General features: G+C 70.4%; 7 protein-coding genes. 4 read left to right on the top strand and 3 right to left on the bottom strand.

Annotation, left to right across the window (positions count from 1 at the left end; translation table 11 throughout):
- Nucleotides 1–69: 69 nt before the first annotated feature.
- The 3 genes from glyS to ACX9TP_RS17950 all read right to left on the bottom strand — a co-directional run bounded on the left by glyS (nt 70) and on the right by ACX9TP_RS17950 (nt 5,497).
- On the bottom strand, nt 70–2,181 hold the full coding sequence (gene glyS, locus ACX9TP_RS17960; protein ID WP_482980945.1) for a glycine--tRNA ligase subunit beta: 2,112 nt from the start codon (nt 2,179–2,181) through the stop codon (nt 70–72).
- A complete protein-coding gene (gene glyQ / locus ACX9TP_RS17955; protein WP_267854568.1) occupies nt 2,171–3,163 on the bottom strand; it encodes a glycine--tRNA ligase subunit alpha in 993 nt (330 codons plus the stop codon). Before glyQ ends, glyS begins: the two co-directional genes overlap by 11 nt.
- Before the next feature lie 81 nt (nt 3,164–3,244).
- A complete protein-coding gene (locus tag ACX9TP_RS17950) occupies nt 3,245–5,497 on the bottom strand; it encodes a serine/threonine-protein kinase (protein ID WP_482980944.1) in 2,253 nt (750 codons plus the stop codon).
- A 349-nt stretch (nt 5,498–5,846) separates the two neighbouring features.
- Here ACX9TP_RS17950 and ACX9TP_RS17945 point away from each other — a divergent pair, with 349 nt between their 5' ends.
- From ACX9TP_RS17945 to ACX9TP_RS17930, 4 genes are all read left to right on the top strand, one after another.
- Nucleotides 5,847–6,812, top strand: coding sequence for a LysM peptidoglycan-binding domain-containing protein (locus tag ACX9TP_RS17945; protein WP_482980943.1), 966 nt, complete (start codon nt 5,847–5,849; stop codon nt 6,810–6,812).
- Nucleotides 6,813–6,921: 109 nt separating this feature from the next.
- Nucleotides 6,922–7,938: a hypothetical protein gene (locus ACX9TP_RS17940; RefSeq protein ID WP_482980942.1), complete on the top strand. Its 1,017-nt coding sequence runs from the start codon at nt 6,922–6,924 to the stop codon at nt 7,936–7,938.
- Nucleotides 7,939–7,944: 6 nt separating this feature from the next.
- Complete coding sequence (locus ACX9TP_RS17935; protein ID WP_482980941.1) at nt 7,945–9,183, top strand: hypothetical protein; 1,239 nt, start codon at nt 7,945–7,947, stop codon at nt 9,181–9,183.
- Nucleotides 9,180–13,610 (top strand): M15 family metallopeptidase, encoded by a 4,431-nt coding sequence (locus ACX9TP_RS17930; protein ID WP_482980940.1) that lies wholly within the window; start codon nt 9,180–9,182, stop codon nt 13,608–13,610. Before ACX9TP_RS17935 ends, ACX9TP_RS17930 begins: the two co-directional genes overlap by 4 nt.
- The last annotated feature ends 5 nt before the right edge of the window (nt 13,611–13,615 follow it).

Below are 13,615 nucleotides of genomic sequence, written 5' to 3'. Positions count from 1 at the left end.
AAGTCCTGCCCTCCCCTCCGGAGGCCTGCTTCATCCCCCGGAGGGCAGCCAGGCGTGGGCGGCGGCGCTTCAGGCCGCCGCGGCCGCCTCGGCCTGGATCTTCGAGAAGTCGGCCACCTGGTTGAACAGGGCGCCAATCTCCGTGAGGAGCCGGATGCGGTTCTCACGCAGCTCCTTGTCCTCGGCCATCACCATCACCTTGTCGAAGAAGGTGTCCACGGCGGGCTTGAGGCCGGTGATTTCGCGCAGGGCGCCGGCGAAGTCGTCCGCCTGCACCAGCCCCGTCACCGAGTTGCGGGCCTGGGTGAAGGCGGTGTGCAGGTGGCGCTCCGGCTCGTCCACCAGCTTCTGCGGGTTGATCTGCCCGCCCTTCACGTCCTTGCCCTGCTTCTCCACGATGTTGGCCACGCGCTTGAAGGCCACGGCCAGGGGCTGGAAGTCCGCGCGGCCGACGATGAGGCTCAGGGCCTCCAGCCGCTTCTGCGCGGCCACCAGGTCGTCGAAGCCCGCGGCCAGCACCGCCTCCACCACGTCCGTGCGGTACTGGTCCGCCCACAGCGCCTTGAGGCGGCCGCGGAAGAACTCCAGCACCTGCTCGCGCGGGGCGGGCTCGCCGGCCTTGCGCTTGACGTTGGTGAGCTTGGGGGCGAGCAGCCGCAGCGCCTCGTCCACGGCGGCGCCGAGGCTGAAACGGTAGCCGCGGCCCAGCACCAGCCGGATGATGGCGATGCACGCGCGCCGCAGGGCGAACGGGTCCGCCGCGCCGCTGGGCGCCTTGCCGATGGCGAAGATGCCCGTCAGCGAGTCGAGCCGGTCCGCGATGCCGATGAGCGCGCCCGCGTCCTGCGTGGGCAGCGCGTCCTCGGCGCCGCGCGGCAGGTAGTGCTCGTAGATGGCCTGCGCCACCGCCTCGGGCTCCCCGCTGGCGCGCGCGTACTCGCGGCCCATGACGCCCTGGAGCTCGGGGAACTCGCCCACCATGCCGGTGACGAGGTCCGCCTTGGCCAGCGTGGCGGCGCGCTCAATCGTCGCGCTCTCCCCCGCCCGGCCGGTGTGCTGCGCCAGCCACATGCCGAGTGAGCGGAAGCGCTCCACCTTCTCCAGATAGGTGCCGAGCTGGTTCTGCCACACCACGCGGCCCAGCTTCTCCACGCGGTCCTGCAGCGGCGTCTTGCGGTCCTCGTCGAAGAAGAAGCGGCCGTCCGCCAGGCGCGAGGCCAGCACGCGCTGGTAGCCGCGCAGGCTGAGCTGCTCGTCGCGCACCGGCGTGTTGGACACGGCGATGAACCGGGGCAGCAGCTTGCCGCTCGCGTCCACCAGCGAGAAGTAGCGCTGGTGGCTCTTCATCTCCTGCACCAGCACCTCGGGGGGCAGGTCCAGGTGACGCGCCTCGAAGCTGCCCACCACGGGGTTGGGCAGCTCCACCAGGTTCGTCACCTGGTCCACGAGCGACGCGTCCTCCAGCAGCTGGCCGCCGGCCTTCTTCGCCGCCGCGCCGAGCTTCTCCACCAGCTGCGCGCGGCGCTTCGTCACGTCCGCCACCACGTGCGCCTTCTCCAGCGCCGCCTCGTAGTCCGCGGGCGCCTTCAGCTCGATGGGGCCGCCCGACAGGAAGCGGTGGCCGTACGTGGTGCGGCCGCTCTTCACGTCGCCGAAGACGACGGGCAGCACGTCGCCGCCCAGGAGCGCCACCAGCCACTGCACCGGGCGCGCGAAGGACTGGTCCACGTCACCCCACCGCATGGACTTCTTGAAGTTGATGGAGTGCACCGCCGTGTGCAGCGTCTCCTGGAGGATGTCCGCCGCGGGGCGGCCCTTCTCCTCCACGCGCGCGGAGAGGTACTCGCCCTTGGGCGTCGTGGCGCGGCCCAGCTGGTCCACCGACAGCTTGAGGCTCTCTGCGAACTTCTCCGCCGCCTTGGTGGGCTTGCCCTGCGCGTCGAAGGCCGCCTTGGCGCTGGGCCCCAGCACCTCCTTCACGATGTCCTCGCCCGAGTCCGCCACGCCCTTCACCCACACCGCCAGGCGCCGCGGGGTGCCGAAGACGCGGACCTCGCCGTGCTTCAGCCGGGCCTCGGCCATGCGCTCGGTGAGCACCCGCTGGAGGTCCTCCAACGCCGGACCGATGAACGACGCCGGAATCTCCTCGGCGCCCACTTCCAGCAGCAGGTCACGCGCCACGGGCCACCTCCGCCTTCTCCTTCTTCTCCACGGGCTTGTTCAGCTGCACGGTCTTCCAGTAGTCGCTCGCCGGCTTGCCCTCGAGCACCGGGGGCTGCTCACCCACCGTCCACGGCGTCTTCAGGAGCGGGTAGCCCAGCCGCTCGCGCATCTGGAGGTAGCCCTCCGCGCACAGGCGCGCGTTGTCGCGCACGCGCTTGATGAAGTTGGCGCGCTCGGTGACGGAGATGGCGCCGCGCGCGTCCAGCAGGTTGAAGGCGTGCGAGCACTTCAGCGCGTAGTCATACGCGGGCAGCGGCAGCTGGCGCTCGATGAGCCGCTTGCACTCCTTCTCGTACGCGTCGAACAGCGCGAAGAGCATCTGCGGGTCCGACTCGTGGAGCGCGTACTTGCTCATCTCCACCTCGTTGGGGTGGAAGACCTCGCGGTACTTCACGCCCTTGACCCACTCGAGGTCGAAGACGTTCTCCACGCTCTGCAGGTACGTGCACAGCCGCTCCAGGCCGTACGTCAACTCCGCGGCCACGGGCTTGCAGTCGAAGCCGCCGCACTGCTGGAAGTAGGTGAACTGGGTGACCTCCTGCCCGTCACACCAGACCTCCCAGCCCAGGCCCCAGGCGCCCAGGGTGGGCGACTCCCAGTCGTCCTCCACGAAGCGCAGGTCGTGCTCCATCGGGTCGATGCCAATCTTGCGCAGCGACTCCAGGTAGAGCGCCTGCACATTCTTGGGCGCGGGCTTGAGGATGACCTGGAACTGGTGGTGCTGGAACAGGCGGTTGGGATTTTCACCGAAGCGGCCGTCCGCGGGGCGGCGGGAGGGCTGCACGTAGGCCACGTTCCAGGGCTCCGGACCGAGCGCGCGGAGGAAGGTGGTGGGGGCCATGGTGCCCGCGCCGACCTCGAGGTCATAGGGCTGGGCGATGATGCAGCCCTGGTCGGCCCAGTGCTTCTGCAGCGTCAGGATGAGGTCTTGAAAATACATGAGTGGCGGTCCTTCTCGCAGTGCGTCGAAGGAGAAACGCGCGGACCCTAGTGAGGGGGGTCCAGAGCGTCAAGGACGCGCTCACTCCTTGTACAGAGGGAGGTCCGCCAGTCGAATTTGAATCTTCGTCACCTCGCCCGGCTTGACGGGCGCGGACAAAAGCCTGCTTGCCGCCTCCGCGTCCGTGGGGTCGACCACGCGCAGGCGGTAGGTGCCCACCGGCAGCGGCATCTTCGCCAGCGGCGTGGTGCCTAGTTGGGTGGCCCCGTCGAACACCGCGGCGCGAGGCACCGTCTGCAGGGTGAGCCACCCGAGCCCCGCCTTCGCGGCCCCCTTGGGCGTGCTGGTGTCCAGCACCTCACCCAGGTCGTCCGGGTTCTGCGTCACCGTGGTGACGGGCTCGGCGGCCGCTTCCTCTGCCGGAGTGCGAGCGCGCTTCACCGTCCTGCCCGTGTCGGTGACCGAGGGCTCCCGCGAAGCGGTGGCCGGGTCCTTCGCCTTGCGGCCGGTCGAGGAACGCGTCGCCTTCGAGCCAGCCCGGGTCTCCTGCCCTTCCTCGTCGGGGGCGTCGGTGTCCTCGGCGGCGGCGGCGGCGACGGCGGGCTCGGCGGCCGGCGGGGCCTCCTCCACGCCGCGCGGGAAGCCCGGCGGAGGACCGGCCTTCTGGGGCGGAGGCCACGCCGCGTTGGCGGCGGGGTCCACCGGCGGCGCGGGGTCCAGCTCCGCCTTCACCCAGGCCCTGGCGGACTCGTAGGCGGGGACGAACTGCGCGCGGACCATGGGCAGCGTCGCGAGCCAGCCCAGGCCGACCAGCAGCGCGAGCAGGAACAGCCGGCCCACCCAGCGCGACGCCGGGCGCGCGGCCGGCGTCTCCACCGGCGTGTCGGAGCGCGGGGCCGCACGGGCCGCCGGGCGCGCACCGGGGCGCGGAGGCCGCGTGCGGAAACGCTGCGTCGCCAGGTCGCTGGGCTCGTCGAAGCTCTCGGCGGCCTCGGCCTCTTCCTGCCGGGGGGCGGGGCGGGGCCGCGGCGTGCGCGTGGCGGGAGCCGCGTCCTGCGCGGGCCGGGGCGTGCGCGCGGCGGCGGCCTCCGTCGGGCGGCGCTGGGGTAGCGGCTTGGGGCCACTGCCACTGCTGGCGGGGGCGACGCGCGTGGCGGCGGCTTCCGTGGAGCGCCGCTGGGGCACCGGCTTGGGCCCGCTGCCGGCGCGGGTGGGCGTGCTGCTCTCGGTGGGGACGGAGGGCGCGAGGCGCGCCCGCTTCGCCGGCACCTGCGCGGTGGGGGCGCTGTCCGTGCCGTCATCCTGCTGGAGGGCGCCGGCCACCTCGCTGACGCGCGCGTCCTCCGCGCTGCTGGCGAGCTCCAGGAGCGTGCGCGTCTTCTGCCGCTTGTCCGCGAACAGGTCGCCCATCACCGCGGTGATGCCGTCCTCGTCGAACAGCTCCGCGCCGAGCGCCGCCTCGATGGCGCGCGACATCTCCCGGCCGCTGGTGAAGCGCTGGGACGCGTCTCGCGCCAGGGCGCGCAGCGCGACGGCCTCCAGGGCCTCCGGCACGTCCGGGTTGATGGAGCGCGGGGCGGGGATGTCGCCCTCGACAATCTGGAGCATCACCGCGGCCTCGTGCGGGCCGTTGAACAGCCGCTGCCCACAGAGCATCTCGTGCAGCATGACGCCCACGGAGAACAGGTCGCTGCGGCCGTCCAGGGGCGCGCCGCGCACCTGCTCCGGGGACATGTAGCCGCTGGTCCCCTTCACCATGCCCACCTGCGTGCGGCCCAGCCGCCCGCGCGCCTTGGCGATGCCGAAGTCGATCACCTTCACGACGCCGTCGTAGGTGAGCATCACGTTCTTCGGGGACACGTCGCGGTGCACCACCACCGCGGGCCGGCCCGACGGGTCCGTGAAGTGGTGCGCGTAGTGCAGGCCCAGGCAGGCATCCCGGATGACTCGCCCGATGAAGCCCATGGGCAGCGCGTAGCCCTGCCGCGTGGAGGCCTTCACCACCTGCTCGAGGTTCTGCCCCGGCAGGAACTCCATGGCGAGGTACAGCTCCCCGCCCTCCTCGCCCAGGTCGAACACCTGCCCGATGTTCGCGTGCGAGAAGGCCGCGGTGATGCGCGCCTCGTCGAGGAACATCTTGACGAACTGCTCGTCCTTCTTGATGTCCGGGAGGATCTGCTTCACCGCCACGAACTTGCGGAAGCCGCCGGGGCCCGAGGTGAACGCGAGGAAGAGCTCCGCCATGCCGCCCATCGAGAGGCGGGTGAGGATCTCGTATTTTCCGATGCGCCGCCCCCGGTCGGGATCGTCTCCGGCGCCACCCTGCATGGCCATTGAGCGCGGGCATGTTAGCCCCCGGCGTCGCGCTCGCCAATGATCCACGCCCGGAAAGCGCCCTGATGATCTCACCGAGCGGCGGCGAGAAGAAGCGCGTGGGGTTCGAACCCCCCGAGCCCATGCTCTTCAAGAAAGAGCCGGGAAAAATGTTTCAACACCTGGTGCGGGACCCGCGGCCACTCACCCGGAAGCACGCGCCCACATCTGCCGCCATGCCCTCGAGGGCCACACCCCACTGGATGGACAGTTGTCGAAGCGCTGTGGGATATTTGACAGCCGCGAAGTTTTCCATCCGGCGCAATCCGTCTGATTGAACCGCGTCCGTTGCTTCGGCCCGAGCCTCCACATGCTCCTCCATCAACGCCTGAGAGAAGGGCAGCGCGAGTACCTCCTGCTCGCGCTGCATGACCCACTCCCCGAGGGCTGCCAGGCGCTGGATGCCGGCCGCGGGTGGACGCTGGAGCGCCGGCTGCGGCAGCTCGCGCAGGACGAGTCGAACCTGAGGACGCTGAGCACGCTGGTGGAGGTGCACGGCCCCCTGGGCCGGCATGCGACGCGCACGGCGGAGGACGTGGTGAAGCAGGCGGCCACCCTGCTCTCCTTCGGGCACCTGCGGCTGGCCCTGGCTCCGCCGCCCCAGCGCTACGGCGCGCCCGCCTTCCCGGAAGAGGTGCCGAAGCAGGAGCCGCCCGTCACGCCCGAGGAGGACGTGACGCTGCGCCTGCAGGTGGTGGACGACGCCTCGGACGGCCCCATCTCCGGCATCAAGCTGCGCATCGTGTTCGCGGACAAGACGAAGAAGGAAGCCACCACGGACGCCGACGGCAACGTCAAGCTGGAGAAGGTGCCGAAGGGCAGCTTCGACGTGCTGTCCCTCATCGACGGCGCGACGCTGAACAACAGCGTGGCCATGGTGCGCACCGGCGGCCCGTGGTCCGGGCAGAAGCCCTCGAAGGCGGGCACGAAGTCCAAGGCCACCTCGGAGCGCGTGCTGGTGAAGGTCACCGAGCACCGCGTCATCGACGGCGAGACGATGGAAAGCGTCGCAGAGATGTACGGCGTCACCGCGGACGACCTCTCCCTGTTCAACTGGGAGACGACGGACCCCGCCGAGGTCCAGCAGCGGCTGGAAATCTCGGTGGGCTGCACGAAGAAGGACGAGGGCGGCAAGTTCGTGTTCAGCCGCGACGACGACCCCGGCATCCTCTATGTCCCCCGTCCCGTGGCGCTGAGCGGATTGGCGGTGGACCAGAGCCACATCCTCCGCGTGAGGCGTGCACGCAGGCCGCAGCCCTTCAACTTCTCCGTCTGAGCCCGATGGGCCCCAGGTGACTCGCATGGGGACGATGAAGCACAGGACACGGAGGGCGGCGGGTGGCACCCGCCAGCCCTCGCCATGCTCGCGGTGGCTTCGTGCCTGTGTGCTGGTCCTCGTGGGGACGGTGCCCTTCCCGGCGGCCCGGGCGGCGGAGCCCTCCGCGAGCCCAACGCAGTGCTCGAAGCCAGGGTTCACGAAGAGCCGCCGGAGCGCCGAGAAGCTCTATCGCGAGGGCCGGTACACGGACGCCGTGGAGTCGTTGCAACGGACGAAGGCGTCCTGCTGGAGCGCGCTGGATGCGACGGACCGGGGCTGGCTCGTGTCCGACCTCGGGCTGGCCGCGCTGCGGGCCGGGCAGCCGGAGCTGTGCCGGCAGGTGCTCGACGAGGCCCCCGCGGAGCTCGACGCGCAGTCCCGCGTGGCGAAGGCCATCGCCCACAACCGGGGGCTGTGCCAGGGGGACGGCGGCTTCCCGGTGCAGGTCTTCTTCTCGGGGCTCCTCATCTCCTCGCCCACGGAGGCGCCCGAGGCGCTGACCCGGGAATGGAGCCATGTCCTGGCGCTGCGCGACGGGCGGCTCCCCCAGCGCAGCGAGCGCGAAATCAAACGCTGCACCGAGGCGGAGGGCGTGGCGCTGGACGACCTCGACGTCACGGCCACGATTGAGCTCCAACCCGCCCGGGCGCGGCTCCTCCGCTGCCGTGCGCTGAAGAAGGTGACGCAGGCCCGGCCCTCGCGGGTGAGCCACGTCCGGGACCTCTTCTCCACGAAGACGCTCGGCAATGTCCTTCCGGCGGACCTCGCCCCGGCCTTCGCTCCCGGCGAGGACGAGGAGCGCGCCCAGGCCGGCCGCGAGGGCCGTACGTGGAGCAGCCTCGACCGCAAGGTGCGCTTCGAGGCGGACCCCGACCGCAAGGGGACCCTCCGGGTCCAGGGCAACGGCGTGTCGGGCATCCTGGCGCTGTGGGCGCTGGGAGACTTCAACGGTGACGGCATCGAGGATGTCGTCGTGGATCGCAGCATGAGCCCCGAGGGCGGCAGCGCGGTCGACATGACCACCTTCCTGCTGACGCGCACCCGCCCCGGCGGCGTGCTGACCGTCCTCGAGCGAATGGAATAGCTGAACATGAGCGAGACCCTTCCCATGAGCGCAGGCAGTGCATTCCTCCGGTCCGCCGGGCGCCCACGCCCCGCGTGGCCGGCCCTCCTCACCCTGCTGACGCTGGCGTGTGTGACGCCCTCCACCCCGGCGGACGCCTCGCAGCCTCCGGCGGCTTCTGGCGCGGCGGCCTGCGATGGCGGCAACTGCGGCGCGCCGAAGCCTCCGCCGGCCCAGGCGGCCACTCCTGCGGCGCCTCCGGAGACGCCCGCGACGACGCCTTCGAGCGCGCCCGCGACGACGCCTCCGAGCAGCCCCGCGGCGGCGACTCCGAGCAACTCCGCGACGACGCCTCCGAGCGGCTCCGCGACGGCGCCTTCGAGCGCGCCGGCGACGACGCCTCCGAGCGGCCCCGCGACGGCGCCTTCGAGCAGCCCCGCGACGGCGCGCGCCGAGTCACCCTGCGATGCCGACTGGGTGGATGGCCAGGCGCTCATCATCGTGCAGGGCGAGCGGCAGGATGACGGCACGCCGCTCACGCCCTTCAGGCCCTCCGACCCCATGTATCCCTACGAACTCAGGGGAAGCCGCTACCTCTTCGGCGGGCAAGGCACCGTCTTCACGGCGGTGGGCAGGTTCAAGGACCCGGAGAAAGCCGAAGCGGCGTTGAAGCGGATGGAGCGAGAGATGCCCAGCACCCGCTCCGTCCTGACGACCCTGGGGCCGTACCTGGTGCCCGAGTCGCCCAAGTGCCGGCCCAGCCGGGTGGCCCGCGGGAAGAACCCCGCCATCGATGCCTCCTCGTGGATTGCCGAGAAGGAAGGCGTGCTGCTGGCCGGCTCCCAGACGCAGTGCAAGAACGGCATGCTGACCAAGAAGGTCACCGTCATGTCCTGTGACGGGATGAAGACCCTGATGACCGACTCGGTCCAGCACGTCTGCGACCGCGACCGGCATGTCAACACCTGTGTGTACACCCTGGAGCCGGGCGTCGTCTTCCTCAAGCACGCCTATACGCTGAACGGAGTGAACTCCATCCAGGGGCGCGCCCTGGACGTGCGCAAGAAGAAGGTGGTCTTCAAGAAGGACATCACCAACGGCAGCGGACTGCCGGGCGGAGACCCGGAGAACACGCCCCGGACGGACTTCGAGGACGTCGACCAGGACGGCATCCCCGAGCTCGTGGAGAGCGTGCCGGACAAGGGCGAGCGCACCTCGGTGCGTAGATGGCGTCAGGGCAGGTTCGTCGACACGAGGTCGCCATGAGCTATCCCCTGCAGGAGCCGTCGCACAAGTGCCTCACCAAGCCGGCGGTCCGGGCCCTCTATGGGGACCCGGCCTTCGAGCGCGAGCTCTACAGCACGGACGGGAACAAGAAGTTCGCCAACACGTCGCGCCTGCTGGGCAATCCGCTCGTCGAGGGCTTCGAGGAGAACAACATCGTCAGCGTGCCCGTGGTGGGCTTCGGTGCCGACAAGAGCCGCTCCTTCAACGTGCGGGTCAACCGCAAGCTCGCGCCGCTCATCCAGACGGCCTTCGAGAAGATCAAGGCGGCCCGGCTGCCCTACGTGCTGCACGAGGTCGGCGGCTACTTCTTCCGGTACATGCTCAACGGCAGCGTCCACGCCGCCCTCAAGGGCCGAAGTGAGTACGCGGGCGTCGGCGGCGCCTGGAACATCGAGTTCGCGAAGCGCGACCTGAAGAACCAGGCCTTCGACCAGGTCATCCCCTACGGCAAGGGGCAGACGGCCAAGAAGAACCTGCTCTCCAACCACGCCTTCGGCAGCGCCATCGACATCAACTGGGGGACGAACGACTTCGACGAAGCGGCGACGTTCGACATGCCGGCGAAGATCGTCCGAATCTTCGAGAGCCTGGGCTTCTACTGGGGCGGCTACTACCACGACTACATGCACTTCGAGTACGAGCGCTCCAGCATCGTCGGCATCTCCGACGAGGCGCCGCCGCTGGTGCTCTACCCGTTCGGCGCGGACATGCAGCGCCGCGAGTCGCCGCTCAAGTACTACTTCTTCAACGAGGGCGGGGCCGGCGGCTACTTCCCACTGGGCAAGCAGCAGAACATCCACGCGGGCCTCCACCTGGAGCCGGACTCGCGCGAGGAGCTGGTGCCCGTCAAGGCGGCCATGCCCGGCTACGTCGTGGCCGCGCGGCTGCTCACGCCGGGGAAGGAAGGCGACGACCCGATCCTCCTGGAGGCCACCGAGGGCCGTCCGCTGGGCTTCGTCCTCGTCAAGCACGAGCTGTCGGCGCTGGAGAACGGCCAGCCCTCCACGGAGGTCCACCCGCTCTACAGCCTCTACATGCACCTGTCCCCACCCGAGTGGGGCGGCGGGCCGGAGCAGGACAAGGAGTTCCAGAAGGCCCCCTGGCTCTCGGCGTTCCTCCAGCTGCAGCACGGCGCTGTGGTCAACCTGGACCCGACGACGGAGGACGTGGGCAAGACGTTCTGGTCCCAGGAGCCGCTCAATCCCGAGGCGGAGACCTTCAAGGTCAAGGACCGCACCGACCCGCTGGCGGGCAAGCAGAACGGGCGGAGTCTCGCGCTGACGAAGCCCAGCCCCGAGGACGTCCGGAAGGCCATCGAGTCCCTCAAGAAGGGCTCCGTCGTCACCTTCGACCGTCCCCTCTTCCCGGTGGCCGCGGGGGACATCGTCGGCTTCGTCTCCAAGGGGCGCACCGTTCCCCAGCCGGCCGGCGCCCCCCCCCAGCGCGCGCCCCCGCCTCCACCCCGGTACCTGCACTGGGAGCTGTTCTCCCTGAGCGGCGACGACGGCGGCTTCCACTTCCTCACCCAGCAGGACCCGGCGCTCAAGCAATTGCTCCTCGAGGTCAAGGAGCAGCGTCCGGACAACTTCCTGCAGATGCCCTCGGACGGGGCGCCGGGCTCCGACAACGAGGTCAACACCATCCTCGGCTCCACCGGCGTGGAGGTCGTCAAGGCGCTGAAGCGGGCGCAGTACGGCCGGACGCTCCAGGACTACTTCAACGACGGCACGAAGTTCTTCTCGGCGGACGCCGCCCGCGAGAAGGCCTTCACCTGGCCGCTCCCGCTCACGCTCGACAACAAGCACAAGTTCGCGGGGACTCCGGGCCGCCCGTGCACGCTGGAGGTCCTCTACAAGAAGGCGGGCAAGCCCCTCTCGAAGGAGGTCATCCCCCTCGAGCCGAAGAACAAGCCCAAGCTGGACGTGACGCTGAACGTGCCCGCGGAAGCGGACGCGCTGGCGCTCTGGTCCGCGGACTTCTTCGCCGACGCGGTGGAGGTGGCGCCGGAGGTGCTCCGGGAGAAGCGGCTGGAGAGCCGCACGAAGCTCTTCCAGAAGGCCGCGGGCCACCGCTGGCGCAACCTGGTGCTGGACCACCTCAACGAGTGGACGCCCAAGGGCCTGGGCGAGCAGCTCGCCGCGCGCGATGAGGCGAAGCTCTTCGAGCACCTCAAGGACGACCCCGACTTCAGCATCGAGCGCCTGAAGAAGCAGCTGCTGCCGCTGTGCTGGTGGGCGCGCCCGGCGACGCGGGAGGACCCGTTCGGAGAGGTCCCCGTGCTGGGGGCCGAGCAGAAGAGCCTCTTCGGGGCGGACGCGGGGCGGCTTCCCGAGGATGCGTCCATCGTCAACATGCACCCCGTCACGGCGCTGTGGCTGGTGGACCTGCTGCTGGAAAAGGAGGTCATCGCCCTCAAGAAGGAGTGGCCTCCGGCCACGCTCAAGCGCGACGAGAGCAACGAGAAGCCGCTCTACCTGGGACTGCTCTCCAGGCAGGCGACGGCGCTGTCCGGCCTGGAGGTGCTGGCCGTCCTGGTGCAACACGGCTACGGCACCACGGAAGGGACGGAGGGTGCCCACGTCACCTTCTGGCTGGCCCCGAAGGGCGAAGGGGCCGCGGGGCCGCCGCGCATCCTGTGCAAGGCCCCCTACGACGAGGGCGTCGCGCGGGCGCGCATCCGCATCCCCTCGTGGGGACAGTGGGAGGTGTATGCGACGGGCTCGGACGAGAAGCGCTTCCAGCCCGAGCAGACGCACGCGACGACGTTCGAGGTGCCCAGGCCCGTGCTCACCGGGCAGCCCTTCGTGCTCGGCACGAAGCAGGTCAAGGCCGCCACGAAGCAGGGCCCGTTCCGCCCGCTGGCCACCGGCAGCTTCGTCGTGAGCGACCACTGGCCCGTCGCGCTCGCGGGCTACGTCGTCTTCGAGTACTGGAAGGTGCCCCCGAAGGGACAACCTCCGGCCGACGTGCCGCCGCTTCCCGCCACCCTCGCGGTGCCCGTCGTCGCGCAGCGCCCTCCGGAGGAGTCGACGGCTGGCGGGCTCAAGTACAAGAACGACTTCATCGTGGGCGTGGAGAAGAAGGGGACCAACCCGAAGGTCACCCCGAACTTCTCCTTCAACGAGTTCCTGAAGCACCCCACCCGAGGGATGATCTTCGACGGTAACGAGGCGAAGTTCCAGCTCTCCGTCCCCCTCGCCCTGCGGCTCCAGCAACTGCGTGACAAGTGCAAGCCGACGACGCCCGGGGGGAAGGATCTCCAGCTCAGGGTGCAGTATCTGTCGGCCCTCGGCACCTCGCTCCTCGTCGGCCCCTCCCTGGGCACTCCCGCCGCGCTCGACACGCTCATGCAGAAGGTGGCCCTGCTACCGCCGTCGGACCCGCCCGGGCTGTTCACCATCACCCGCGACGACACCGAGGTGGCCCTCCGCATCACCTACCACCCGCCGAACAAAGCCACCGGCGTGCTCCAGCTCGAGTTCGACCCGGCCCCCGCGCTGGGACGGCTGGCCGCGGAGGCCCTCAACGGCGAGACGGCCGGAGAGACGCTCCACGTCCGCCCCCGCTTCATCGTCCCGAACACCGGGCACGCGCTCCACCAGTCCGGGACGCTCGCGCCCGTGGACGGGGTGCCGGACGTGTTCACCGCGTCGGCGGCGCAGCTGAAGGCCGCGTGTGGCAACGACTTCCTGGAGGTCGTCGCGGACAAGAGCCTGCCCCCGGTGGCCCGGTTCGAGTTCGGCGACATCCAGTTCAAGATGGGCGGCAACAAGCTGCGCACCGAGGTGCCCCTCCACGGAGACGCCACCCAGTGGAAGGCGGGCGAGCCCCTCTTCAAGCTCGCCGGCGCGTCGCAGAGCAAGCGCGTGGGCACGGCGCTCCAGGCGGACTGGCCCCTGGTCGACGCGCACGGCGCGCGCATCCCCGCCATGTGGGGCGGGCCGCTCAAGTTCACCGCCGAGGTCTCCCAGCCCGGCAAGGTGCTGACGCCGCCCCCGCCGGTGACACTGGAGGTCAAGGTCGAGCCGCGTCTGGAGGCGCTCACCCACGAGGTGCGCGCCAAGGACCTGGCCTTCGTGGGCAAGGGCCACTTCATCCCCACCGATGCGGACTTCCGCATCCTCTGCGAGAAGCTGGATGCGACGACGGGCCAGTGGGTGGAGAACACCATCGTCAACAGCGCCATCCGCTACAAGACGCCGGGGGACCCCGCCTACGGCCGCTGCACGGAGCTGGGGGTGTTCGAGGCGTCCGTCCCCAAGGTGGCGCTGAAGAAGGCCGGAGGCCCCTTCCGCTTCACCTGGCGCCGCCGGCCGGACAAGACGGGCGCGCCCCGGCCGGTGCTGGGCGTCGTCCTCGACGAGCCGACCACGCCGCAAATCACGGTTGAAGAACTGGGCCTCTAGCCACG

This window comes from Pyxidicoccus sp. M15 (assembly GCF_056858435.1).
The sequence above is the reverse complement of the archived record's forward strand: the minus strand, read 5'-3'. Positions and strand labels throughout refer to the sequence as shown.

Excerpts from the sequence above, each read along its gene's own strand:
- glyQ (WP_267854568.1), bottom strand. The coding sequence starts at position 3,163 with ATGTATTTTCAAGACCTCATCCTGACGCTGCAGAAGCACTGGGCCGAC.
- ACX9TP_RS17950 (WP_482980944.1), bottom strand. The coding sequence starts at position 5,497 with ATGGCCATGCAGGGTGGCGCCGGAGACGATCCCGACCGGGGGCGGCGC.
- ACX9TP_RS17945 (WP_482980943.1), top strand. The coding sequence starts at position 5,847 with ATGCTCCTCCATCAACGCCTGAGAGAAGGGCAGCGCGAGTACCTCCTG.
- ACX9TP_RS17935 (WP_482980941.1), top strand. The coding sequence starts at position 7,945 with ATGAGCGAGACCCTTCCCATGAGCGCAGGCAGTGCATTCCTCCGGTCC.
- ACX9TP_RS17930 (WP_482980940.1), top strand. The coding sequence starts at position 9,180 with ATGAGCTATCCCCTGCAGGAGCCGTCGCACAAGTGCCTCACCAAGCCG.